The sequence below is a fragment of the Streptomyces sp. NPDC002851 genome, assembly GCF_053591935.1.
Genome location: NZ_JBSFUT010000068.1, coordinates 1 through 22,941 on the forward strand (window position 1 = coordinate 1; position 22,941 = coordinate 22,941).

The window sequence follows — 22,941 nt, forward strand, 5'->3', positions numbered from 1 at the left end:
GCTGCGTCCGGATGACCGAGCGTCACCTTGTGCAGGGCGGCAACGTCGTCGACCCCTGCTTACGGGAAGGGGCGGGCTTGGGGAAGAAAACCCCCGGCCTCAGCCCACCCGCTCCGTCGACGGCTCCGCCACGGCCCGGCTCCCCGCGACCACGCGGGACGCGTCCGGCGCCGCACCCCGGTCGAGCAGCCCGGCCACAGCGGCGATGGCCAGACCCACCACAGCAAGACCCGCCCCCACCAGCGTCGGAGACATCCACCCCCACCCCGCCGCGATGGCCGCGCCACCCGCCCACGCCCCACCCGCATTCGCGAGATTGAACGCCGAGTGGTTCGAGGCGGACGCCAGCGTCGGAGCGTGCGCGGCCTTGCGCATCACGAGCATCTGGAGCGGCGTGGTCGTCAGGAATCCGACCGCCCCCAACACAACCACCGTCACCGTCGCCGCCCACGTCACGTGCACCGTGTAGTCGAAGGCCACGAGCACCAGCGCGAGCGCCGCGAGCGACCCGTACAGCGTGGGCCGCAGCGCCCGGTCGGTCAGCGGCCCGGCGACGAGCGCGCCCAACGTCATGCCGATGCCGAAGAGCGCGAGAACCAGGGTCACGGAGGACTCCGCGAGGCCCATCACCTTGGTCGTCATCGAGGCCAGGTACGAGTACACGGCGAAGACGCCCGCGAAGCCGAAGACCGCGGTGAGCAGGCCGAGCACCACCTGCCGGTTGCCGAGCGCGCGCAGCTCCCGGCCCAGGCTCTGCCCCGCCTCGACCGGAACGTACGGCACAAGGCGTGCGAGCGCCGCCATCGAGACGAGGCCGATCGCGGCGACGACCAGGAACGTGGCGCGCCAGCCGAGGTGCTGGCCGAGCAGCGTCGCGGCCGGAACGCCGACGACATTGGCGACCGTCAGACCGAGGAACATCGTGGCGACGGCGCGCGCCTGCCGCCCCTCGGCGACGAGCCGGGCCGCGACCACCGCGCCGACGCCGAAGAACGCGCCGTGCGGCAGCCCCGCGAGCACTCGTCCGGCAGCGAGCAGGCCGAAGTTCGGGGCGAGCGCGGAGGCCAGATTGCCGACCGTGAACACGGCCATGAGCAGCACGAGCATCTTCTTGCGCGGGATACGGGAGCCCAGCGCGGTGAGCAGCGGGGCGCCGACGACGACGCCGATGGCGTAGGCCGAGACGAGGTATCCGGCGGTGGGGACGGAGGTGCCAAGGTCGTCCGCGACGTTGGGCAGCAAGCCCATCATCACGAACTCGGTGGTGCCGATGCCGAAGGCGGACACGGCGAGCGCGAGGAGCGCCACAGGCATGAGGGGACCCTTAAAACAGGACGGAGGTAAGTTCTCGTACGGAACAAAGTCTCGCAGGCGCTCTATTCCGCTACGTAAAGACCAGGTGTCAGAAGCCTGGCTTCGCCCTCAACAGGGCTCAGAATCAACAGGGCTCAGAACTTGACCGACGCCGCGATCGGCAGATGATCGCTGTCCGTCCGCGGCAGCGACCAGGACGCCTCCGGCTCCAGGCCGCGCACCATGATCTGGTCGATCCGCGCCATCGGGAACGCCGCGGGCCAGCTGAACCCGAAGCCGTCGCCCGCCGCGCCCTGGGTGGAGCGCACCTGCGAGGTGACCGGGGACAGCGCGCGGTCGTTCATGGTGCCGTTGAGGTCGCCGAGGAGCACGACGTGCTTGATCGGCTCGTTCCGGATGGCGAGGCCGAGCGCCTCCGCGCTGTTGTCCCGCTGCCCGGCCGTGAACCCGGCCTCCAGCTTGACCCGGACCGACGGCAGGTGGGCGGCGTACACCGCGACCTGGCCCTTGGGCGTCTCGACGGTGGAGCGCAGCGCGCGGTCCCAGCCCAGCTTGATGTCGACGGCCCGGGTGTCGGTCATCGGGTACTTGCTCCACAGGCCGACGGTGCCCTTGACGGCGTGGTATTTGTACGTGCCCGCCAGGGCCTTCTCGTACGTGGAGACGGCCTCCTGCGAGAGCTCTTCGAGCGCGACGAGGTCCGCGCCGGACGCGGCGATCCGGAGGGCGGTGTCCTCGGGGTTCGGGTTGTCGGCGTTGACGTTGTGCGTGACGACGGTGAGGTCACCGCCACTGCCGGACTTGTCCCAGACCAGGCCGCCGAAGAGGTTCACCCAGACCAGGGCGGGCAGCACCACGGCGATCAGGGCGGTGGCCGACCTGCGTACCAGGGCCAGGAGCAGGAACACCGGCACGAACAGGCCGAGCCAGGGCAGGAAGGTCTCGGTGAGGCTGCCGAGGTTGCCGACGGCGTTGGGGATGCGGGCGTGCAGCAGCATCACCAGGGCGAGCAGCACGCAGAGCACGGCGAGCACGATCCCGCGGCGCCAGACCCCGCGGTCCCGGCGCAGCCGCCCGGCCAGGCCCCGGAGCCGGGGGTCGGGGCCCTGCCCCCGGCCGCCGTTGTTCTGCTCCGTCATATATGCCTGCGCCATACCGTTGCCTCGCTGCCTGGCCGTGCGTGCTGTGTCTGCCTGCGTGCGCACCGTTCCGCCCCACGACCCTAGGTGATGGCGGGACCCGCCCCCGCATCGCGCACTCGACCTGTACGTGTTTCGACTTGCCGTCTTTTGCACGAGGACGACCGCCCCCCGCGCAGAGTTCCGCCCGGAGGGACGAAGGGGACCGCTGTGACAGAACGCGCACACTTAAGGCCCCGCACTTCTAGGCCCTCACTAGCCATCCGTCGGCCCCAGGTGCCACCATGAGCGTGATCCGGGGACGCCGTCAGGGCGCCTCGAGATGACCGAAGGAGCCGTTGCCATGACGCAGCTTCAGGCTGCCCAGACGCCTGCCCGGACGCAGGCGGACGACAGCAGCACCAGCGCCGCGACAAGCACCAGCACCAGCACTCCCAGCGACACCACCGCTCCCCCCACCCCCACCGCCGCCACCAGCAGCAGCAAGGCGCTGTACGGCGGAGTGCCGGGGAAGAGCACCCGGCGGGTCACCGTCCGGGACATCGCCGCCGCCAAGGAGCGCGGCGAGCACTGGCCCATGCTCACCGCCTACGACGCGATGACCGCCTCGGTCTTCGACGAGGCCGGGATCCCCGTCCTCCTGGTCGGGGACTCGATGGGCAACTGCCACCTCGGGTACGAGACCACCGTGCCCGTCACGCTCGACGAGGTCGCCATGCTCAGCGCCGCGGTGGTACGCGGCACCCAGCGGGCGCTCGTCGTCGGCGACCTGCCGTTCGGCTCGTACCAGGAGGGCCCGGTGCAGGCGCTGCGCTCGGCCACCCGTCTGGTCAAGGAGGCGGGCGTCGGCGCCGTGAAGCTGGAGGGCGGCGAGCGGTCGCTGCCCCAGACCGAGCTCCTGGTCTCCGCCGGGATCCCGGTCATGTCCCACCTGGGCCTGACCCCGCAGTCCGTGAACACCATGGGCTACCGGGTGCAGGGCCGCGGCGACGAGGACGCCCACCGCCTGCTCCGGGACGCCAAGGCCGCGCAGGACGCGGGCGCCTTCGCGGTCGTCCTCGAGCTGGTCCCGGCCGAGCTCGCCGCCGAGGTCACCAGGTCCCTGCACATCCCGACCATCGGCATCGGCGCCGGTGCCGGGTGCGACGCCCAAGTCCTGGTGTGGACCGACATGATGGGCCTCACCGGCACGAAGGTGCCGCGCTTCGTGAAGCAGTACGCGCAACTGCGTACGGTCATGGGCGACGCGGCCCGCGCGTTCGCGGAGGACGTGGCGGGCGGGACGTTCCCGCTCGAGGAGCACGCCTTCCACTAGCGGGAGTCCGCGGCCGGTGGGTTTTGATCCCCTCCCCGCCCCTTATTAGTAGCCCCTCCGGCGTTTGAGGAGCGGGGGTCCGGGGGCGGAGCCCCCGAAGTGCCGTCAGGCTTACGGGAAGGGGCGGGGCTGGGGAAACACCGCCGGAGGCCCCGTCGGCAGCCTGTCGGTCCGCTATAGGCAGCCTGTCGGTGGGGCCCTGCACATTGGACCGCATGACGCGATCCGACAAGAACCACGGCAAGAGCCCCGGCGGCAACGCCGTCGAGGTGCGCGGCCTCGTCAAGCACTACGGCGAGACGAAAGCGCTGGACGGCGTGGACCTCGACGTCCGCGAGGGCACCGTCCTCGGCGTGCTCGGCCCCAACGGCGCCGGTAAGACCACCCTCGTACGCTGCCTGTCCACCCTGATCGTCCCGGACGCCGGGCGCGCCACCGTCGCGGGCTACGACATCGTGCGCCAGCCGCGCGCGCTGCGCCGCACCATCGGCCTGACCGGCCAGTACGCCTCGGTCGACGAGAAGCTCCCGGGCTTCGAGAACCTCTACATGATCGGGCGGCTGCTCGACCTGTCCCGCAAGGACGCCCGCAGGCGCGCCGACGAGCTGCTCGAGCGGTTCTCGCTCACCGAGGCCGCCAAGCGCCCGGCCGGGACGTACTCCGGCGGAATGCGCCGCCGCCTGGACCTCGCGGCGTCCATGATCGGGCAGCCCGCGGTCCTCTACCTCGACGAGCCGACCACCGGCCTGGACCCGCGCACCCGGAACGAGGTGTGGGACGAGGTCCGCCGCATGGTCCGCGAGGACGGCGTGACCGTGCTGCTCACCACCCAGTACATGGAGGAGGCCGAGCAGTTGGCGAGCGAGCTGACCGTGGTGGACCGCGGCCGGGTCATCGCCAGCGGCGGCATCGAGGAGCTCAAGGCCAAGGTCGGCGGCCGCACCCTGCGGATCCGCCCGGCCGACCCGCTCGACCTGCGCCCGCTCGCCGCGGCCCTCGACGCATCCGGCCTGACCGGCCTCGCCACGGCCACCGTCGACGCTGAGGCCCAGGCCGTACTCGTGCCCGTACTCAGCGACGAGCAGCTGACCGCCGTCGTCGGGACGCTCGCCGCCCGCGGCATGGCACTGGCCGGCATCACCACCGAACTGCCCAGCCTGGACGAGGTGTTCCTGTCCATCACCGGCCAGAAGGCCAGTGCCCCGCAGGACCCCGCGCCGCGTGAACTCGAGGAGGTCGCCGCATGACCACCACCACTCTGCCCCCCTCGGCCCCCGCCAAGGTCGGCGAGGACGACGGCCGCATAGGCCTGCGCGCCAACCTGCGCCACACCGGCGCCCTGGTCCGCCGCAATCTGCTGTGGATCCGGCAGGACCCGGAGTCGATGTTCGACGCGGTCCTGATGCCGATCGTCTTCACGCTGCTCTTCGTGTACGTCTTCGGCGGCTCCATCGGCCAGGCCCTCGGCGGCGGCCAGGACGAGTACGTGCAGTACGTGGTGCCCGGCATGTTCGCGATGATGGGCATGAACATCGCCATGGGCGTCGGTACCGGCTTCAACCAGGACTTCCAGAACGGCATCATGGACCGCTTCCGGGCGCTGCCCATTGGCCGGTCCTCGGTGCTCGTCGCCAAGGTCGTGGTGGAGCTGGCCCGGCTGCTCGTCGCGATGACGATCATGCTGACCGTCTCCGTCCTCGTGGGCTTCCACATCGAGAGCTGGCCCGGCCTGTTCGCCACTGTGGGCCTGACCGCCCTGTTCGGCATGGGCATCATGTGGATCTTCCTCACGCTCGGCGTGACCATGAAGAACGCCCAGGCCATCCAGGCGATGGGCTTCCTCGTCCTGATGCCGCTGCAGTTCGGCTCGTCGATCTTCGCGCCGACCACGACGATGCCGGGCTGGCTGCGGGCGTTCACCGACTACAACCCGCTCTCCGCGCTCGCGGACGCCGCACGCGGCCTGATGACGGGCGGCCCGGTGGCCCACGGCCTGTGGGTGACCCTGGCCTGGTCGGCGGTGCTCACAGCCGTCATGGCGCCGCTGGCGATCCGCAAGTTCACGAAGAAGAGCTGAGCCTGGCGTTCTCAGTCCTGTCGGAGTGCGGCCCGGGGTCAGAGCAAGGCGGCCGCCTCGTCCAAGGAGAGGCGGCCGCCCTCTTCGTACGCGCGCGTGTACGCGGCCGCGCCGAGCCGCGCCCGTACCACCGCCTCGGCAGTCTCCCGGTTCTTCCTTTCCTGTGCGACCTCCACGTGGCCCTCGGTGTGCAGCGCGGCGGCGGCTCCGAGCAGCCGGGCGGCGTCCCGGGCCCGCTCGTCCGTTACGTCGTCCGGGCCCGCCAACGCCCAGGCCGCGATGACCATATGGACCATCGGCATCTGCGGCGCGATCATCAGCGAGAGCGAGTCGCGGGCCCGCGCGAACGCGACCCGCACATGCTCCAGGGCCTCGGCGTACCGGCCGTCCAGGTTGTCCAGCCAGGCGAGAATCCCGCGTACGAACCCGTCGAAGAGCACCGCGGGCCCGGTGCGGAACTCCTCGTGCACCGCGGCCAGTTGCTCCCGGGCCTCATCGCCTCGGCCGGTGCGCCCGAGCCACATCGACAGGTAGATCCGGGCCGCGGGCAGCGCCTCCCGGCTGCGGTTGCCCTGCTGGTCCACGACCTCGCGGAGCAGCCGCTCACCCTCTTCGTGCTGCCCGGTCTCCAGGAGTGTCCCGGCGTACCGGGCCTTGAGCACCCCGGTCTGGGTGTCCGCGCCGAGCCGCCCGGTCAGCTCGATGGCCGCGCGGAAGTCGTCCCCGGCGCGCGCGAATTCGCCGCGCCGCTCGTGCGCCTCACCTCGCGCGGAGAGCGCCTCGGCACTGCCCCAGACATCACCGAGCTCGGTGAACAGGGCGAGCGCCTCCTCGGCGTCCCGGTCCGCGTCGCCCGCCCAGTCGCCGCGGTTGGCCAGGACGTTTGCCCGCATCTGGAGCGCGGAGGCCAGGTCCCAGCGGAAGTCGGCACCGAACTCCCGGCAGGCCTCGACGGAGCGGTCGAGCAGTTCCCGCAGGTCGTCGGGGCTGCCGGTGAAAAGCACCGCGAAGAACCACAACGACCCCGGCATCCGGCAGGTCTGCGGCAGGCCCGGCCGGTAGGCGGCGACGACTCCGTGCAGCCGCCGCATGTTCTCAGGCGCGGTCCAGGCGTCGTGGGTGTGCTCCATGCCCGCGAGCTTCAGCAGGTGCACCCCGCGCCGCGCCTCCCCTAGTTGCTCGGGCGGCATCGGCGGCGGTCGGTCCGTGCACCGCTCGGTCAGCGGGGGCGCCGGATCGACCGGCGGAGCGAACGGGTCGGGACCCAGTGCCGCTGCGGCCTCGGCCCAGTGCTGGCTCTCGCTCCTTGCGTCCCGCATGTGCCAGTACCAGCACAGCGAGAGCACCAGGCAGAGGGCCTCCTGCTCGTCGCGGGCGGCGACCGCGCGGCGCAGTGCGGTGCGCAGATTCTCGTACTCGGTCTCGATCCGCCGGACCGCGGCGCCCTGTCCGGGCCCGCGCAGCTCGGGGTCGGTGGTCCGGGCCAGCTCCCGGTAGTGCACGAGGTGTGCCCGCTCGGCCCCGGCCCGGTCCCCGGCCTCGTCGAGCCGCTCGGCCGCGTACTCCGCTACGGTCTCGAGCAGCCGGTACCGCATACCGTCGGCCCCCGCAGGGGCCGCCACGACCAGGGACTTGTCGACCAGCGACCCAAGAATCCCGGCGACATCGCGCCGGTCGACGACAAGATGCACGGCACAGGCGGCCTCCCCGGCACCACCCGCCGCGGCCCCCCGGCCCGCCTCCGGAACCCCCACCGGAGCACCCCCGCACACCGCCTCGGCGGCATCCAGATCACACCCACCGTGAAACCCGGAAAGGCGTCGCAGCACGGCGCGTTCACTCGCGTCGAGCAGCTCCCAGGACCAGTCGACGACCGCACGCAGGGTCTGCTGACGCGGCAGTACGGTGCGGCTGCCGGAGGTGAGCAGCCGGAACCGGTCGTCGAGCCGGTCGGCGATCTGCCGCGGCGTCAGCGACCGCAGCCGGGCGGCGGCGAGTTCGACGGCGAGCGGAAGCCCGTCGAGCCGGGCACAGATCTCCGCACAGGCACCGGGGTCGTCCTCGACCCGGAACCCCGGCCGGGCCGCGGCCCCACGATCAGCGAGCAGCCGCAGCGCGACGGCCTCGGGCAACGGTTCAAGGGGCCGAACCAACTCACCGGCCACACCGAGAGGTTCACGACTGGTGGCGAGCACGGTGAGCCCCGGACACCGCGCGAGCACATACTCCACGACCCGGGCGGCGGAGCCGACGACATGCTCACAGTTGTCGAGGACGAGCACCATCCGGCGCGGCCCACAGTGCTCGGCAAGGCGCGCCAACGGATCCCGAGCGGCCGGGTCAACGGCCCGCAGCTCCTCGGCCCCGGCCCCGTACAGCACGGTCTCACGCGCACCGAGCGCGGTGAGCACGGCCTCCGGTACGGCCTCGGGGTCGGCGTCCGGGTCAACGGGCGCGAGCTCGGCAAGCCACACCCCATCGGGCACGGTCAGCCCTTCGGCCGCCTCGATCGACAACCGCGTCTTTCCGGCACCGCCGGGGCCGAGGAGGGTGACGAGGCGGGCGCGGGCGAGGTCCGCTCGTACGGTCTCGATGTCTGCCTCGCGACCGACGAAGGAGGTGAGGCGGGCGGGGAGGTTGCCTGCTACCAGCCTGTCCGGCGTTTGCGGACGAGCGCGTTCAGCGCGATGAAGCGGAGGGCTGGGGGCAAGGCCCTCAGTTTCGGGAAGGGGCGGGGCCGGGGAAAGCAACTCCGTGTGCAGAGCGCGGAGTTCCGCCCCCGGATCCGCCCCCAGCCGCTCAGCGAGGAGCCGTCGAGTCTCGTCGTACGCCGCAAGCGCCTCCGCCCCCCGCCCCGCATCCCGCAGCGCCCGCAACCGCAACGCCTGCAACGGCTCATCAAGAGGGTGCTCCGCACAGAGCTCCGTCAGCTCCGGCAGCACCTCCGCCGCGTGCCCGAGACGCAGCATCGCGGCAAGACGGGTCCGTCGAGCATCCAGGCGACGAGCCTCCCAGCGCTTCGCCTCGGCCCCCGGCGACGGCAGGTCGGCGAGCACGGGCCCGCGCCACAGGCCGAGCCCCTCGTCGAGCAGGGCCACGGCCTTCCCCGGATCTCCGTCAGCAAGAGCCGCCGACCCCGCACGGGCAAGCCGTTCGAAGCGATGAGCGTCCACGTCGTCCGGAGCGGCGGCAAGCCGATAGCCCGCCTCACCGGAGTCGACGGCCGCATGCCCAAGGGCCCGGCGAAGCCGCCCGACGAGGGCCTGCAGCGCCCCGCCCGGATCCGCCGGCGGCTCCCCGTCCCACACCTCGGCCACCAACTGCCCCACCGGCACCGCCCGCCCCGCCCGCAGCGCGAGCACGGTGAGCAGCGCACGCAGCCGCGCCCCGCCGACCGGCACGGGGGTGCCGTCGGCGCGCAGTGCCTGGGTGGGACCGAGGATCGCGTAACGCACGGGCCCATTCTCCCCGCACGTGATCGGCACCGTCGGCCCGGTCACCGGACGGGGCCGCGCCCCAACGCCCCCGCTTCCAGGCGCTGAACTCACTCGTCCGCAAACGCCGGACGGGCTTGATGCAACCGCCGGACGCGCTGATGTCGAGATTCAAGAGCCGGACGAGCTGACGTCGAGCTCGACCACGGCCCGCCGGTCGTCCCGGTCGAACCACTTGGGACAGGATCCGACCGCCCGCCGCCCGCCATCCTCACGTACCAGCTCGATCCCCCGCACCGTTCCCGTAACCGTCGGCACCCGATCCGCATGGTTCTCCACCCACGGCGTGCGGTCCGGCCGCTCGGGATCACGTGTGATCGGCCACGTCACCTCGTCGCCCACCGCGAAGGGCTTGCCGCAGCACTCCAGCTGCCAGCTCTCGTACTCCACCCGGAGAAGTTCCATGGCCCAAGGTTAGGAAAGTTCCATGGCCCAAGGTGAGGGAAGAAGACGTCCCAGGCCAGATCCTGCCCGCAGACAAGACGCACCCGGAACTCACCACAGATCGCCGGACGTTCGTACCGTGCCGGGTACGGTCAGCCAGGCCGCACCGTCTGCACCGTCCGCACCACCCCGGGAGCCGCACCCCATGACCACCTCTGCCCTCAAGCGCAGTGACCGGCGCGTCAGCCCCGTCTTCCTCGGGATCGTGGCCGTCACCGCGGCCGCGGGGTGGGCCACCTGGACCGGCTTCGCGGAGAGCACCGGCTTCGCGATCTTCCTGTTCGTCACCGGGGCCTGGATCGTCTCGCTCTGCCTGCACGAGTACGCGCACGCGCGCACCGCGCTGCACAGCGGCGACATCTCGGTGGGCGCGAAGGGCTATCTGACGCTGAACCCGCTGAAGTACACGCACGCGCTGCTCAGCATCGTGCTTCCGGTGCTCTTCGTGATCATGGGCGGGATCGGCCTGCCGGGCGGCGCGGTCTTCATCGAGCGCGCCCGCATCCGGGGCCGCTGGCGGCACAGCCTGATCTCGGCGGCGGGCCCGCTGACGAACGTCCTGTTCGCCGTCGTGTGCACCGCACCGTTCTGGCTCGACGCCCTGGACGGCGTGCCGCCCACGTTCCGGTTCGCCCTGGCGTTTCTGGCGTTGCTGCAGGTCACGGCCGCGGTTCTGAACTTTCTGCCGGTTCCGGGACTGGACGGGTACGGCGTCCTCGAGCCCTGGCTCTCGCACCGCGTCCGGCGCCAGGTGGAGCCCTTCGCGCCGTACGGGCTGCTCGCGGTCTTCGGCATCCTGTGGATCCCGGGGGTGAACACCGCGTTCTTCGATGCGGTGTACGCGGCCCTGGGCGGCCTCGGCATCACGGACGTGGAGTCGTACTGCGGCCTGAACCTCTACCGGTTCTGGCAGCCCGACAACCCGCTGTGCGTCAGCCCGTGACGGCCTCGCGATCGGCCTTCGCCTTGCGCACGTAGTACCAGGCCATGTTGGACGACAGGCCCACGAGCAGCACCCAGACGATGCCGAGCCAGCTGCCGTTCGCGAACGAGACCACGGCGGCGGTCAGGGAGAGGACGCAGACGATCAGGGCGTAGAGAGCGAGGCGCGGCATGGGGGTCGGCTCCTGTGGGACGGTCGGTGCGGGTGCTGCCCGACCAGTGTCCCCCATGCCCGCCCCGTACCTAAACGTCGGTGACCCGTAGCCCCGCGTGCGCCTTGTACCGCCTGTTCGTCGAGATCAGATTGGCGACGAGCGACTCGACCTGGTGGGCGTTGCGCAGCCGCCCCGCGAAGATCCCGCGCATCCCGGGGATACGGGCGGCGAGCGCCTGCACCACGTCCGTATCGGCCCGGGACTCGCCGAGCACCATCACATCCGTGTCGATCTCCTCGACCGACGCGTCCTGGAGCAGCACCGCCGACAGGTGGTGGAACGCGGCCGTCACCCGGGACTCCGGCAGCAGCGCCGCGGCCTGCTCGGCGGCGCTGCCCTCCTCGGGCTTGAGGGCGTACGCGCCCTTCTTGTCGAAGCCGAGCGGGTTGACGCAGTCGACGACGAGCTTCCCGGCGAGCTCGTCGCGCAGCGCGTCGAGGGTCTTGGCGTGCCCGTCCCACGGCACGGCGACGATCACGATGTCGCTGCGCCGCGCGCACTCGGCGTTCTCGGCGCCCTCGACGCCGTGGCCGAGCTCCGCGGCCGCCGTGACGGCGCGCTCGGCGGCCCGGGAGCCGATGATCACCTTCTGCCCGGCGCGGGCGAGCCGGTAGGCCAGGCCACGGCCCTGGTCGCCGGTGCCGCCGAGCACGCCGACGGTGAGCCCGGACACATCGGGCAGCTCCCAGGGGTCCTTGGCCGGTGCCTTGGCCGGTGCCTTCGCGGGCGCGGCAGTCGCTTCGGGGGCGGAGTCAGTCGAAGTCATGGGGCGACGATACTTGCCGGTATCGCGCGGCACATGCCCGGTAAAGCGCGGCACTTGTCCGCCGTCGAGCCCGCGTCAGCCGAGCTCTGCGAGCGGAATCCGCCGGAACGTCACCGTCTCGTACGCGCTGAAGTCCCCTGTCTCGTAAAGGAGTCCGAGGGTTTCGGCGTCGAGGCGTACGAGATCGGAGTACGCGGCCGGGAGCCCGTCGACCGTATACGCGACCCTCCAGGTGACCCCGAGGTCAGCGCTCGCCCGCACCGTCATGAGGGCCCGGAAGCCGGGATCGGCGGGCCCGGAGAAGAGCAGCGGCCCGCCGTCGGGCAGCTGAAGCAGACACCCTTCGACGACCGGCCCGGTCAGCCCGGCCTGCGGCCGGAACGGCGTGACGAGACTGGCGCCACCGTCCTCCGAGTAGGCATCGGCCCGTGTACCCGGAGACGGCGAATCGTTACGCGTATTCAAGTAGAGCCGTCCATCAGGCAATTCAGCCCCGGTCGTCTCATTCACATTGATATAGCCGTCGGTGTTGTCATCGAGGTAGCCGAGCCGCCAGGTCTCGCCGCGGTCGTCGCTGAGCAGGCAGTGGCCGCCGTTGTAGCGGCCCTCGGTGCCGTTGTCGGTGCCGGTGGGCGGCAGCGAGTGGTTGGCGGGCACGACGACCCGGCCGGTGCTGAGCTGTAGCGCGTGCCCGGGCGTGGTGGCGTACCAGCGCCACTCGGGCTTCTTCACCTGCGCGGTGATGTCGCGCGACGGCGACCAGGTGGCACCGTCGTCGTCGCTGTGCGTGACCCAGACGCGGCGCCCGTCGGCGGCGGAGATCTCGCCGCGGCGGATCCGGTCTTCGGTGGCGTGGGCGGCGTTGCGCACGTGGACGAGCAGGATGCGGCCGGTGTCGAGGAGTACGGGTGCGGGGTTCCCGGCGAGGTCGGTGCCGTGCTGCACGGCCACCTGGAGCGGGCCCCAGGTGCGGCCGCCGTCCGTGGACCGCTTGAGCACGATGTCGATGTTCCCGAAGTCCTCGTGCGAACCGACCCGCCCCTCGCAGAAGGCGAGCACGGTGCCGCCCGGGGTGGCGAGCACCGCGGGGATCCGGAAGCTGGCGTATCCCTCCTGCCCGGCGCGGAACGGTACGGACACGTCTGCTGTGCCTGCCATGGTGCCCACCCTTCTGTACGGCTCTATACGGCTCGGTATAGCTCGGTACGGCTCGGTATGGCTCGGTACGGTGTGGCGGAAGCGACCAACTCTCGCAAGCCGAGCCGAACTTGAGGTAAAGGAAACCCGAACGCCCGGCGTGCCGCATGGGCCCTGTAGCAGGATGCGGGCCCATGGATGCCGTACGGGTCGCGCTGCTGCGCGAGGTGCTCGCGGGGACGGAGTGGCCGCGGGCGACGCGGCGGTTCGCCGGGGCGCTGCGCACCTCGGTGGTGCCGCACGGCGGGGGGCTGCTCCTGGTCGGCACGGCGGAGTACGAGCCGTGGCACCTGGCCGCACACCTCGTCGACGAGGCGGCGTGGTCGGGCACGCCGGAGCTGACCCCGACCCTGGTCCGCCACCAGGTCCGCCCGGGTGACCCTGCGCACCTGTCGGTCGGGCTCGGCCGGATCGCGGCGGCGAAGGGCGGCGAGACGCTCCTGGTGGTCGCCCCGGACACACCGGGCGCGGGCCTCCTGGAACGAGTCCACGACGCCCGCCGCGCGGGCACGACGGTCCTCGCCCTGGACGCCGGATCCCGGGACCTGCAGTCCCTCGCCCACGAGGCCCTGACGGTGCCCGAGCAGCCGGATCTTGACCTGGACACGGTCCAGCACCTGGTCAGCGCGGCGGCCGGGGAGAACAGTCTGCCCTCACCGGCACCCCGTGGCCGCCGCCGCTTCCGTGATCGCCTGTCCCGCCTGGCGGACCAACTGACTTCGCCGCCCCCGGCGAGCTGGTGAGCTTTTCCCCTACCCGCCCCTTCCCGAAAGCTTGCAGCAGCTTCGGGGCCCGCGGCGTTAGCCGCTGATGGATACAGCGCCCCCGGACCCCGCTCCTCAAACGCCGGAGAGGCTTGTTTTACCCCCGCACCGCAAGCGCGCGAACCACGGCTGTGCGGCAACTACCAGCCCGTCCGGCGTTTGACGACGACACCCGTTCAGGACGGATACAAGGGGCTCCGCCCCCCTGCCCCCGCCTCCCCCACCCACCCGAGGGGGCTTGCCTATCAAGGCTGGCGGCAGCTATCAGCCCGTCCGGCGTTTGAGGACGACGCCCGTTCAGGGCGGATACGGGGGGTCTGGGGCGGCGCCCCCAGTTACGGGAAGGGGCGGGGCTGGGGAGTATCAGCCCTTGCCGCCCCCACCTGCTGCGCTTGAGGACGAGCGTCGCGTTCAGCGCGATGCGGGGTCTGGGGCGAGCCCCCGGGTGCGGTGGCCCGGCCGCGGGGTCACTCCTTGTTGTCCGAGGGCCCCTGCGCGGAGTCGTGCCACCGCGGATCCGTCTCCCACTCCAGGTTCCGCTCCTGCGCGGTCTGCAGCGCGTGCTCGGCCTCGATCCGGGACGCGTACGGCCCGAAGCGGTCCTTGTTGGGGCACTCCGGTCCCTCCTCGACCTTCTTGTGCTCCAGGCAGTAGTACCACTCACCCGGCTTGCCGACAGTGCGCTTCTTGAACAGGGCCATGACCGGCCCCCTCTCTCTGCGAGCCCTCCGAGGTTCCGCCGCCATCGTCCCCCAGGAACGGCTGGATACACTCACTGGTATGTCTGGCCAGTCGCTGCTCGCACCGGGGAAGCTCTCCCCCACCCGCTCCGTGCCCGGAAACATCCGGCGTCCCGAATACGTGGGCAAGCCCGCCCCCACGCCGTACACCGGGCCGGAGGTGCAGTCCTCCGAGACCATCGAGCTGATGCGGATCGCCGGGCGGATCGCGGCGCAGGCCATGGCGGAGGCCGCGAAGTACATCGAGCCCGGCACCACCACGGACAAGCTGGACGCGGTCGCGCACGAGTACATGTGCGACCACGGCGCCTACCCCTCCACACTCGGCTACCGCGGCTTCCCGAAGTCGCTCTGCGCCTCCATCAACGAGGTCATCTGCCACGGCATCCCGGACTCCACGGTGCTGCGCGACGGCGACATCGTGAACCTGGACGTCACCGCGTACATCAACGGCGTACACGGCGACAACAACGCCACGTATCTCTGCGGCAACGTGGACGACGAGTCGAAGCTGCTCGTCGAGCGGACCCGCGAGGCCACCCACCGCGCGATCAAGGCGGTCCGGCCCGGCCGTCAGATCAACATCATCGGGCGGGTCATCGAGTCGTACGCCAAGCGCTTCAACTACGGCGTCGTGCGGGACTTCACCGGGCACGGCATCAACTCGGCGTTCCACTCCGGCCTGATCATCCCGCACTACGACAGCCCGCAGGCCACCACCGTGATGGAGCCGGGCATGACGTTCACCATCGAGCCGATGCTGACCCTGGGCACGCACGAGTACGACATGTGGGACGACGGCTGGACCGTGGTCACCAAGGACCGCAAGCGGACCGCCCAGTTCGAGCACACCCTCGTCGTGACCGACAACGGCTCGGAGATCCTCACCCTCCCCTGAATCCCGGCATCGCGGGCCCGAATCACATGGCTGTGCCATGAACCGGGGGCGGCGCTAGAGTTTTTACCGACAGGTTGTCGGGAACCATTGACTTAGGCTTACCTAACCAGAAGGATCAGCGGTAGCGCCACCCAGTCGTCCCCTCGGCACGGAGGTCCCCGTGGACACGCCGGTCAGCCCGCTCACCTCGCCCACCCCGCGCACGCCGTCCGCGCCATCGGCGCCCTTCTCGACGGTTATCCGTACCGCGTCGCACGAACAGCACATGGAGGCCGAGACCTCGACCTTCATGAGCGATCTGCTCGGCGGCAGGCTCGGCATCGAGGCGTACACGCGCTACACCGAGCAGCTGTGGCACGTGTACCGGGCGCTCGAGCAAGCTGCCGAGGCACTGAGCGAGGACCCGGTGGCGGGGCCGTTCATCCAGGCCGAGTTGATGCGCGTCGCCGAGCTGGAGCGGGATCTGGCGCATCTGCGCGGGCCCGGCTGGCGCACCGGGCTCGAACCGCTGCCGGCCACGGCGGCGTACGCGGCCCGGATCGAGGAGTGCGCGGGCGGCTGGCCCGGCGGTTATGTCGCGCACCACTACACGCGCTATCTCGGCGACCTCTCGGGCGGCCAGATCATCCGCGGCAAGGCGGAGAAGACCTGGGGCTTCGCCCGCAAGGGCGACGGTGTGCGGTTCTACGTCTTCGAGGGCATCCCCAACCCGGCGGCGTTCAAGCGGAGTTACCGCGAACTGCTCGACCAGGTGCGGGTGGACGACCTGGAGAAGCAGCGGATCGTCGACGAGTGCAAGCGGGCCTTCGCCCTCAATACGGCGGTCTTCCGCGAACTGGGCGCGGAGTTCCCGCTCACCGCCTAGCCTGTGGCTCCAAGGCGACCCGTCCGCCGATCTCCACCGTCCCGTCGGGCCCCGGTGCCGTCAGGATCTGCGAGCCGCGTCCCTGCGTGATGTTGAGGGCGCGGCCGAGCTCCGCCGTGAGGAGCAGCGCCGCCGCGCCCGTCGCCTCGTCCTCGTCGATACCGTCGCCGCGACCGGGGAACGCGCGCGCCCGCACCCGGCCCGCGGCCTCGTCCTGCCAGGCCCTGTCGTCAGACTCCCGTCGTCGCCCGGAGGGCGGCCGCGCCGGGGGCACCTCCCGCTCGAGCGAAGCCGAGAGTGGGGGAGTCTGGTGCGGCGATCGCAAGGCGCCGGAGCGTCCTCGTGGCGGAGCCACGTGGGCGGTTCGGCAACGCTGCGAGCGTGCGTGCCAGGCGTCGCGCGGCAGGCGGGAGTCTGACGACAGGGCCTGGGGCCCAGGCGTAGATCCACTCGCCGGGACGCGGTACGTCGAGCGCGTCCACGGCCGCCACCGAGGGGTACCGGCGCAGCGTGCGCGGCGGCGCCCACGCGGCGCGGGCCGTGACCCAGCTGAACTCGCCGTCCTGCCGGGCGCCCACCACCCCGGCGGGCGTGACGAGTTCGGGCAGATCGAGCAGCCAGGCCGCGCCGACGCAGGGGTGGCCCGCGAAGGGCAGGGCCTAGTCCAGATGTCGATGGCGCCGCGCTCGTCGTCGTCCACGAACACGGTCTCGCTGTAACCGAGTTGGCGTGCGAGCGCCGACCGGGCCTCGTCACCGGGGAGTTCGGCGCCGTCGCGGACGACGGCCAGCGGGTTGCCGTATCCGCCCTCGGGGCCGCAAAAGACCCGCACTATGTCGATCACCCAGGTATTGAAGCACCAACTTCCACGGCGCAGGTCACGGTGTGGGTGCGGTATCCGATCCCGGCGTCTGCGCCGTTCGCGGCCCCGGTAGGGTTCCGACCGTCCGTGGAGTCAGTTGAGACAGTGAGCAGAAGGCAAGCGATGAGCAGGCTGCGCAGGGTGGGTCGGCCGGGCGCCGCGGCGGCGCTGGTGACAGCGCTGACCGCGACCGCGAGCGGGTGCGTGACGGTGCACGGGGAGCGGGAGATCGTCCCGGCGGCGACGAAGTCAGAGGCCGCCGAGGCGCTGCGGGACTTCACCAAGGCGTACAACAAGGCGGAGCAGAACGCCGATCCGGACGAGGACGCGAACCGGGTCACCGGACCGTTCGGCGCGATCAACCAGGCGGGCCTGAAGGCGCGCGCGGCGAACAAGAAGGCGAACGCCGCCAAACCGACGCCGCTCAAGCTCACCGACGCCAAGTTCACGATCCCGAAGCAGAAGGGCTGGCCGCGCTGGTTCGTCGCCGATACGGACAGCAACAAGGACACCGCGCAGGCCCCGTTCCGCTGGATGATGGTGTTCACCAAGGGCAGCGCGGCCCAGGAGTGGGAGGCGTCGTATCTCGCGCTCGTCGCCCCGGGCAAGGTGCCGCAGTTCAAGAAGGACAAGGACGGCTGGGCCGAGCCGGTCCCGGTGGACGACCCGTCGCTCGCCGCCCGCCCCAAGGATCTGAGCGAGTCCTACGCGACGTACCTCAAGAAGGGCGGCGAGGACTTCGCGCCCGGTACGCACACCTCGGCCTGGCGCGCGGCGCGGGAGAAGAACGCCAACCGGCCGGGCATCGTCACGCAGTACATCGACCACTCGCTGAACTCCGGCGACTTCGCCCCGGTGGGGCTGCGCACCAAGAACGGCGGCGCCCTGGTGTTCTTCTCCACCCGCCACTTCGAGAAGCGGACCGCGGCGAGCGGTCTGAACCTGCGCATTTCGGACGATGTACGGGCGCTGATGAAGGGCGACGCGAAGAGCGCCGTCACCCTGGAGTTCGCGGCGGGCCAGACGGCCCTGGTCCCGGCGAAGGACGCGAAGTCCCCGGCGGTGAAGGTCCTGAACCGGGTGCAGGGGCTTACGGGGGCGAAGGGCGAGTAGGACGCGTCTCGGCCGGGGGCCACGGCACGGGCGGTGCCCAGCCACGCTTGCTTCTCAGCTGAGGCACACCCTCAACGCCGCAACGGCCACGCCCCCGCCTCGTCCTGCCCGGCCTCGTCCCCGCGCGCGCCCGCGTACCGCGCGCAGGCGTCCGTCAGCACCTCGATCAGCGTCAGCGGCTCCGGCAGGGCGTGCTCCGGGCCGCGTACCCAGGTCACCGTCAGGTCGCCGGGGAGCCGGGCCGGGGGCACCAGGACGTAGGAGCCGCGGCAGTGCCAGCGGAGGCCCGGGTGCTCGGCCATCGTCTCGGGGTGGCAGTCCAGCTCGCAGGGCCACCACTCGTCCTCGTCCTCGGGGGTGCCCCGGGTCGCGGTGAAGAACAGCAGACGGCCCTGCCCGTCGCTGTCGCCCGATTGGGCCACCGGGCCGACCTCGATCTCGGCGGCGAGCAGCCGGTCCAGGGCGTCACGGCCTGCTTCCAGGGGGACGTCGAGCACGTCGTGCACCATGCCCGTGGCCGTGATGAAATTGGCCTCGGGCTGGTGCCTGGCCCACCGCTCGATCTGCGCGGTGTCGGTCGTGGACTGGGTCTGCCAGGCGAACGAGACGGGGTGCCGGGCGGGGGTCGGACAGCCGATGCGGTCGCAGGAGCAGCCGTATCCGGAGGGGTGGGCGGCGGGCGCGAGGGGCAGGCCCACGGCGGCGACAGCCAGGAGCAGGGCTTCGCGATCGCGCGCTGCGTCGTGTCCGCCGTCCGGCTCCTTCGGACGGCGGGTGCGCAGCCATTCGGAAATCCTGCTCTGTCGGCCGGAGCGGCGGCCGAACTCAGCGCCCATCAATCCCCTCACCAAGCGTCGTGCGATGCGATCCATGGTGCCACCATCCTGCTCCCCGGGTGGCCGTACTCCCCATCCGGGGGTACCAGGGGTGATGGGATGCCTTGGGTGTCATTGCAATGCAAGTCCCCGTATATGCACCTACTTTGGTCGCCATGATCACCTTGGCTCTCCCCGCGGCCCTGACCTCGCTGGCGGTTCTGACGCCTGCCGGACCTCTGCCCATGGACCCCAACCCCCCGGACACCCCCTCGTGGCCGTTCTCCCGCTGGGTGACCGTCAACTCGCTCCCCCGCATCGTGTACACCGCGCACCGCGGCGGCGCCCTAGAAGTGCCCGAGAACAGCATGTCCGGGCTGACCGCGGCCTTTCAGCGCGGCACCGCACAGGTCCTGGACGTGGACGTGCGGATGCTGGGCGACGGCACCCTGGTCGCGATGCACGACGCGACCCTGGACCGGACCACGAACATGACGGGCCCGGTGCGCGAGCTGACCCGCGAGGACTGGAAGCGGGTCCGGATCACCCCCGACCCGGACCTGAAGGGCGACTGGAAGCCGGAGCGGCCGCCGACGCTGGCCGAGGTCCTCGACAAGTTCGGCGGCAAGATCGTCCTCGTACTCGAGGCCAAGGATCCGGACAGCCTGAGCCGGCTGGCCACCCAGTTGTACACACGCGGCCTGTCCCGCTCGGTCTTCGTGAACTCCAACAAGCCCGAGGTCGCCCGCAAGGCGCACGAGATGGGCCTGGTCGCCCAGCTGTGGCGCTCCGCCAATCAGATGCGCACCGACGAGCCGGAGGAGTGGAGCGGCTTCGTCGACGTCTTCGACGTGGACTACCGGGCCAGCGACAAGGATCTGCGGCGCGCCGTGGCCTCGGGCATCCCGCGCGTGTGGGCGCACACCGTGAACACCCCGGAGCAGCGGGACCGGGTGCTGCGCCTGGGCTGCGACGGCGTCATCACGGATGCCCCGGGGCTGCTCGCGCGGACACCGGCTCGGGGCGCCGTGCCCGTGCGGCCGCTCGGTGAAGGGTGACGGGGCAGGTCAGCGGGGGGCCAGGCCGTGGAGGGCGTAGTCGACGAGGGTGTCGACGTACTGATGTGAGAGCGGGCCGGTGCGCTGGAGCCAGCGCTGGGCGAGCGGCGAGACCATCAGTTCCAGGGCGATCCGCGGGTCGACGTCGGCGCGCACGTCCCCGGCCTCCTGCGCCGCCTTCAGGCGCTCCACGTAGAGCTGGAGCTGCGGTTCGAGAAGCTTCTCCACCAGCTGTTCGCCGAGCTCCCGGTTGACCACGCCCTCGGCGGCCAGGGCCCGGGCGGGAGCGTCGTACTTGGGGCTGAGCAGCTCGTCGACGGTGGCCCGGAGCACGAACTTCAGGTCCCCGGCCAGGTCACCGGTGTCCGGAAGGCCGTTCCACTCCTCCGCTCCCTCGGGCGCCCCGGCCTCCTCGGCCGCCTGATCGGCGAGGTCCAGGAACGCCTCGAAGAGCACCTCCGCCTTGGAAGACCACCAGCGGTAGATCGTCTGCTTGCCGACGCCCGCGCGGGACGCGATCGCCTCGATCGTCGTCTTCGGATAGCCCACCTCGCCGACGAGGGTGAGGGCTGCGTCGTAGATCGCGCGGCGCGAGCGCTCGCTGCGGCGCGAGGAGTCCGGGGCAGTCTTGGTGGCCATGGGTCGAATGTAGCAGCGGGATGAGTCGAGACGTATCGTCTCGCGCGTACGGCACGGTTCGTCTCGTACGCACGCGACGGTTCGTTTCGTACTGGCGCAACGGCACGTCTCGTACTCACGCAACGGCACGTCTCGTACCGCCAGTGAACAGGCGTGGCCCTGGCAGAAAACAACCCGTTCGCCACGGCGCAGTTGGGCCTCTCACAACGGACCATGGGCTCCACACGTCCCTGCCGACACGGCCGATCGTGAGGAGCCTTCATTGCCCCGAATCGCCACACCCCGGCGCTATCTGATGTGCCCACCCGCGCACTTCAAGGTCACGTACTCCATCAACCCCTGGATGGACCCCGGCAAGCCCGTGGACGTCCCGCTCGCCGTCGCGCAGTGGGAGGAGCTGCGGGAGCGGTACCGCTCGCTCGGCCATATCGTCGAGGAGCTGCGGCCGCGACCCGATCTGCCCGACATGGTGTTCGCCGCGAACGGCGCCACGGTGATCGGCGGCCGGGTGCTCGGCGCCCGGTTCGCGTACGCGGAGCGCGCGGCCGAGGCCGAGGAGCACGCCGACTGGTTCGTCCGGAACGGCTTCGCCGAGGTGCACGCACCGGCCCATATCAACGAGGGCGAGGGCGACTTCGCCGTCACCGCCTCCTGGATCCTGGCGGGCCGTGGCTTCCGGGCCAGCCCGCTGTCGCACGGCGAGGCGCAGGAGTTCTTCGGCCGCCCGGTGATCGGGCTCGATCTGATCGACCCGCGCTACTACCACCTCGACACCGCGCTCGCCGTGCTCGACGACGCGGCCGACGACGTCATGTACTACCCCGGCGCCTTCTCGCCCGGCAGCCGGGAGGTGCTGCGTCGACTGTTCCCGGACGCACTGATCGCGACGGAGCGGGACGCCGCGGCGCTCGGCCTGAACGCGGTCTCCGATGGGCGGCATGTGCTGCTCCCGCAGGGCGCGGTGGGCCTGTTCGAGCCGCTGCGGGAGCGCGGTTTCGAGCCGATCGGGATCGACCTGGGCGAGCTGCTCAAGGGCGGCGGCAGCGTGAAGTGCTGCACCCAGGAGCTGCGTTCCTGACGATCCCGTACGTCAGTGGGGCCGGGGCGGCGGCCAGGCGTCGCCCCAGGCATCCCCCCACTCGGCGTTCCTCGCCTCCTTGTAGCGGGCGCCGTGCCTCTTGGTGACGGTCTCGCGGCGCAGCGCCTCGTCCGCGGTGCACAGGTCGAGCAGCACCTGGCCCTTGCGGATCTGTGGGCGGCGTACGACCCGGTTCGCGGCGGGCTCGGTCGGCAGCCGGGTCGCGGCGACGTAGCTGAACTTCTCGTCCTCGTACGCCAATGAGCCGCCCTTGACCTGCCGGTGCAGCGACGAGCGGCTGACCCGGGCGGAGAAGTGGCACCAGTCCTTGCCGGGCTCGATGGGGCAGGCGGCGCTGTGCGGGCAGGGCGCGGCGACGCGGAGGCCCGCCGCGATCAGCCGGTCCCTGGCCTCGATGACGCGGGCGTAGCCGTCCGGGGTGCCGGGCTCGATCACGACGACGGTGTCCGCGGCGCGGGCGGCGGCCGTGACGACGCTGCCTCGGTCGGCTTCGGTCAGCTCCCCGAGGACGTACGAGATGGTGATGAGGTCGGCGGCGGGCAGGTCGAGGCCGTTGCCGATCCGGGCGCGCTGCCAGCGGGCGCCGTCCAGCAGGGGGTTGGCGGCGGCGAGTTCACGCCCGAGCGCGAGGGCGGGCTCCGCCCAGTCGAGCACGGTCACGTCCCGTTGTCCCGGGTCCGGCCACGTTTCGCTCACCGCCCAGGTGGCCGCCCCCGTGCCGCCCCCGACGTCGACGTGGCTGCCGGGGCTCCACTCCTCGGGCAGCGCGTCCGCGAGGGCGCCGAGGGCCGCGCTGACGGCGGCGAAGGTGGCGGGCATGCGGTACGCGGCGTAGGCGGCGACGTCCGAGCGGTCCCGCAGGACGGGGGCGTCGGTGGGGGTCTGCCCGCGGTAGTGGGCGATCAGCCGCTCCACGGCCTGCGCGGCCTGCTTGGGCGGAATGCCGTCGAGCAGCTCTCCGAGGGCGGTGCGGAGGGTCTCGGCGGGGCGGGGGTCGATGGGGCGGGGGGCGTTCACCCGGAAATTCTAGGCTGCGGGGCGGTGGGGGTGCTGCGCGGTGTTCTCCTAGCCCCGCCCCTTCCCGAGTAGTAGCCCGTCCGGCGCTTGAGGACGAGCGCGTTCAGCGCGATATCTGCGGCGGGGTCCGGGGCGGCAGCCCCGAAGCTGCTGCAAGCTTTCGGGAAG

General features: G+C 71.5%; 20 protein-coding genes and 3 pseudogenes. 10 read left to right on the plus strand and 13 right to left on the minus strand.

Annotation, left to right across the window (positions count from 1 at the left end):
• Positions 1-99 precede the first annotated feature (99 nt).
• Both ACWD10_RS37470 and ACWD10_RS37475 read right to left on the minus strand, forming a co-directional pair.
• Positions 100-1,314 (minus strand): MFS transporter, encoded by a 1,215-nt coding sequence (locus ACWD10_RS37470; protein WP_451098199.1) that lies wholly within the window; start codon positions 1,312-1,314, stop codon positions 100-102.
• A gap of 134 nt (positions 1,315-1,448) precedes the next feature.
• On the minus strand, positions 1,449-2,468 hold the full coding sequence (locus ACWD10_RS37475) for an endonuclease/exonuclease/phosphatase family protein (protein WP_451098200.1): 1,020 nt from the start codon (positions 2,466-2,468) through the stop codon (positions 1,449-1,451).
• Between the two features lie 328 nt (positions 2,469-2,796).
• Here ACWD10_RS37475 and panB point away from each other — a divergent pair, with 328 nt between their 5' ends.
• The 3 genes from panB to ACWD10_RS37490 all read left to right on the plus strand — a co-directional run bounded on the left by panB (position 2,797) and on the right by ACWD10_RS37490 (position 5,845).
• Complete coding sequence (panB, locus tag ACWD10_RS37480; RefSeq protein ID WP_451098201.1) at positions 2,797-3,768, plus strand: 3-methyl-2-oxobutanoate hydroxymethyltransferase; 972 nt, start codon at positions 2,797-2,799, stop codon at positions 3,766-3,768.
• Between the two features lie 215 nt (positions 3,769-3,983).
• On the plus strand, positions 3,984-5,015 hold the full coding sequence (locus tag ACWD10_RS37485; protein WP_451098202.1) for an ATP-binding cassette domain-containing protein: 1,032 nt from the start codon (positions 3,984-3,986) through the stop codon (positions 5,013-5,015).
• On the plus strand, positions 5,012-5,845 hold the full coding sequence (locus ACWD10_RS37490) for an ABC transporter permease (protein WP_451098203.1): 834 nt from the start codon (positions 5,012-5,014) through the stop codon (positions 5,843-5,845). Before ACWD10_RS37485 ends, ACWD10_RS37490 begins: the two co-directional genes overlap by 4 nt.
• A gap of 38 nt (positions 5,846-5,883) precedes the next feature.
• On the opposite strand, the gene ACWD10_RS37495 is transcribed toward ACWD10_RS37490, so the two are convergent.
• Positions 5,884-9,300, minus strand: coding sequence for an AfsR/SARP family transcriptional regulator (locus ACWD10_RS37495; protein ID WP_451098204.1), 3,417 nt, complete (start codon positions 9,298-9,300; stop codon positions 5,884-5,886).
• A 150-nt stretch (positions 9,301-9,450) separates the two neighbouring features.
• On the minus strand, positions 9,451-9,744 hold the full coding sequence (locus ACWD10_RS37500; RefSeq protein ID WP_451098205.1) for a DUF6578 domain-containing protein: 294 nt from the start codon (positions 9,742-9,744) through the stop codon (positions 9,451-9,453).
• 184 nt (positions 9,745-9,928) lie between these two features.
• On the opposite strand from ACWD10_RS37500, the gene ACWD10_RS37505 reads away from it, so the two are divergent.
• Positions 9,929-10,726, plus strand: a complete 798-nt coding sequence (locus tag ACWD10_RS37505) for a site-2 protease family protein (RefSeq protein ID WP_451098206.1) — start codon at positions 9,929-9,931, stop codon at positions 10,724-10,726.
• Here ACWD10_RS37505 and ACWD10_RS37510 read toward each other — a convergent pair.
• The 3 genes from ACWD10_RS37510 to ACWD10_RS37520 form a co-directional block, all read right to left on the minus strand.
• The gene (locus tag ACWD10_RS37510) at positions 10,716-10,898 is read right to left on the minus strand and encodes a hypothetical protein (RefSeq protein WP_451098207.1); all 183 of its coding nucleotides are present in this window, start codon (positions 10,896-10,898) and stop codon (positions 10,716-10,718) included. The two genes, ACWD10_RS37505 and ACWD10_RS37510, sit on opposite strands and share 11 nt — an antisense overlap.
• Before the next feature lie 70 nt (positions 10,899-10,968).
• Complete coding sequence (gene npdG, locus ACWD10_RS37515) at positions 10,969-11,706, minus strand: NADPH-dependent F420 reductase (protein ID WP_451098208.1); 738 nt, start codon at positions 11,704-11,706, stop codon at positions 10,969-10,971.
• Between the two features lie 75 nt (positions 11,707-11,781).
• Entirely contained in the window at positions 11,782-12,864 is a 1,083-nt protein-coding gene (locus tag ACWD10_RS37520; protein ID WP_451098209.1) for a sialidase family protein, read from the minus strand.
• Between the two features lie 173 nt (positions 12,865-13,037).
• Here ACWD10_RS37520 and ACWD10_RS37525 point away from each other — a divergent pair, with 173 nt between their 5' ends.
• Positions 13,038-13,646: a hypothetical protein gene (locus tag ACWD10_RS37525; RefSeq protein ID WP_451098210.1), complete on the plus strand. Its 609-nt coding sequence runs from the start codon at positions 13,038-13,040 to the stop codon at positions 13,644-13,646.
• Positions 13,647-14,134: 488 nt separating this feature from the next.
• On the opposite strand, the gene ACWD10_RS37530 is transcribed toward ACWD10_RS37525, so the two are convergent.
• Positions 14,135-14,368 carry a hypothetical protein gene (locus ACWD10_RS37530; protein WP_451098211.1) on the minus strand — a complete coding sequence of 78 codons (234 nt, stop codon included), beginning with the start codon at positions 14,366-14,368 and terminating at the stop codon, positions 14,135-14,137.
• Between the two features lie 79 nt (positions 14,369-14,447).
• On the opposite strand from ACWD10_RS37530, the gene map reads away from it, so the two are divergent.
• Together map and ACWD10_RS37540 are read left to right on the plus strand one after the other, a co-directional pair.
• Positions 14,448-15,305, plus strand: a complete 858-nt coding sequence (map, locus tag ACWD10_RS37535; RefSeq protein WP_451098212.1) for a type I methionyl aminopeptidase — start codon at positions 14,448-14,450, stop codon at positions 15,303-15,305.
• A gap of 160 nt (positions 15,306-15,465) precedes the next feature.
• Positions 15,466-16,170, plus strand: a complete 705-nt coding sequence (locus ACWD10_RS37540; protein WP_451098213.1) for a biliverdin-producing heme oxygenase — start codon at positions 15,466-15,468, stop codon at positions 16,168-16,170.
• On the opposite strand, the pseudogene ACWD10_RS37545 reads toward ACWD10_RS37540, so the two are convergent.
• Positions 16,160-16,393 (minus strand): annotated as a pseudogene (locus ACWD10_RS37545) (PhzF family phenazine biosynthesis protein); the annotation flags it as partial. The gene ACWD10_RS37540 and the pseudogene ACWD10_RS37545 sit on opposite strands and share 11 nt — an antisense overlap.
• Before the next feature lie 7 nt (positions 16,394-16,400).
• Positions 16,401-17,014: pseudogene (locus ACWD10_RS37550) on the minus strand (PhzF family phenazine biosynthesis protein).
• Positions 17,015-17,155: 141 nt separating this feature from the next.
• On the opposite strand from ACWD10_RS37550, the gene ACWD10_RS37555 reads away from it, so the two are divergent.
• On the plus strand, positions 17,156-18,145 hold the full coding sequence (locus ACWD10_RS37555; protein WP_451098214.1) for a hypothetical protein: 990 nt from the start codon (positions 17,156-17,158) through the stop codon (positions 18,143-18,145).
• A 71-nt stretch (positions 18,146-18,216) separates the two neighbouring features.
• Here ACWD10_RS37555 and ACWD10_RS37560 read toward each other — a convergent pair whose 3' ends face one another.
• A complete protein-coding gene (locus tag ACWD10_RS37560; RefSeq protein WP_451098215.1) occupies positions 18,217-18,981 on the minus strand; it encodes a bifunctional DNA primase/polymerase in 765 nt (254 codons plus the stop codon).
• Between the two features lie 146 nt (positions 18,982-19,127).
• Here ACWD10_RS37560 and ACWD10_RS37565 point away from each other — a divergent pair, with 146 nt between their 5' ends.
• Positions 19,128-20,018, plus strand: a complete 891-nt coding sequence (locus tag ACWD10_RS37565; RefSeq protein ID WP_451098217.1) for a glycerophosphodiester phosphodiesterase — start codon at positions 19,128-19,130, stop codon at positions 20,016-20,018.
• Between the two features lie 9 nt (positions 20,019-20,027).
• Here ACWD10_RS37565 and ACWD10_RS37570 read toward each other — a convergent pair whose 3' ends face one another.
• A complete protein-coding gene (locus ACWD10_RS37570) occupies positions 20,028-20,657 on the minus strand; it encodes a TetR/AcrR family transcriptional regulator (RefSeq protein ID WP_451098219.1) in 630 nt (209 codons plus the stop codon).
• Positions 20,658-20,898: 241 nt separating this feature from the next.
• Between ACWD10_RS37570 and ddaH the strand changes: the two are divergent.
• Positions 20,899-21,735: pseudogene (gene ddaH / locus ACWD10_RS37575) on the plus strand (dimethylargininase); the annotation flags it as partial.
• A 12-nt stretch (positions 21,736-21,747) separates the two neighbouring features.
• Here the strand turns inward: ddaH and ACWD10_RS37580 are convergent.
• Entirely contained in the window at positions 21,748-22,773 is a 1,026-nt protein-coding gene (locus ACWD10_RS37580) for a small ribosomal subunit Rsm22 family protein (RefSeq protein ID WP_451098220.1), read from the minus strand.
• Positions 22,774-22,941 lie beyond the last annotated feature (168 nt).

Bases quoted from the DNA above. Each gene is read 5' to 3' on its own strand.
- ACWD10_RS37560 (WP_451098215.1), bottom strand. From the start codon at position 18,981: ATGGGCGCTGAGTTCGGCCGCCGCTCCGGCCGACAGAGCAGGATTTCC.
- ACWD10_RS37500 (WP_451098205.1), bottom strand. From the start codon at position 9,744: ATGGAACTTCTCCGGGTGGAGTACGAGAGCTGGCAGCTGGAGTGCTGC.
- panB (WP_451098201.1), top strand. From the start codon at position 2,797: ATGACGCAGCTTCAGGCTGCCCAGACGCCTGCCCGGACGCAGGCGGAC.
- ACWD10_RS37470 (WP_451098199.1), bottom strand. From the start codon at position 1,314: ATGCCTGTGGCGCTCCTCGCGCTCGCCGTGTCCGCCTTCGGCATCGGC.
- ACWD10_RS37485 (WP_451098202.1), top strand. From the start codon at position 3,984: ATGACGCGATCCGACAAGAACCACGGCAAGAGCCCCGGCGGCAACGCC.
- ACWD10_RS37520 (WP_451098209.1), bottom strand. From the start codon at position 12,864: ATGGCAGGCACAGCAGACGTGTCCGTACCGTTCCGCGCCGGGCAGGAG.
- map (WP_451098212.1), top strand. From the start codon at position 14,448: ATGTCTGGCCAGTCGCTGCTCGCACCGGGGAAGCTCTCCCCCACCCGC.
- ACWD10_RS37475 (WP_451098200.1), bottom strand. From the start codon at position 2,468: ATGGCGCAGGCATATATGACGGAGCAGAACAACGGCGGCCGGGGGCAG.
- ACWD10_RS37555 (WP_451098214.1), top strand. From the start codon at position 17,156: ATGAGCAGGCTGCGCAGGGTGGGTCGGCCGGGCGCCGCGGCGGCGCTG.
- ACWD10_RS37525 (WP_451098210.1), top strand. From the start codon at position 13,038: ATGGATGCCGTACGGGTCGCGCTGCTGCGCGAGGTGCTCGCGGGGACG.
- ACWD10_RS37530 (WP_451098211.1), bottom strand. From the start codon at position 14,368: ATGGCCCTGTTCAAGAAGCGCACTGTCGGCAAGCCGGGTGAGTGGTAC.
- ACWD10_RS37490 (WP_451098203.1), top strand. From the start codon at position 5,012: ATGACCACCACCACTCTGCCCCCCTCGGCCCCCGCCAAGGTCGGCGAG.
- ACWD10_RS37510 (WP_451098207.1), bottom strand. From the start codon at position 10,898: ATGCCGCGCCTCGCTCTCTACGCCCTGATCGTCTGCGTCCTCTCCCTG.
- ACWD10_RS37570 (WP_451098219.1), bottom strand. From the start codon at position 20,657: ATGGCCACCAAGACTGCCCCGGACTCCTCGCGCCGCAGCGAGCGCTCG.
- npdG (WP_451098208.1), bottom strand. From the start codon at position 11,706: ATGACTTCGACTGACTCCGCCCCCGAAGCGACTGCCGCGCCCGCGAAG.
- ACWD10_RS37505 (WP_451098206.1), top strand. From the start codon at position 9,929: ATGACCACCTCTGCCCTCAAGCGCAGTGACCGGCGCGTCAGCCCCGTC.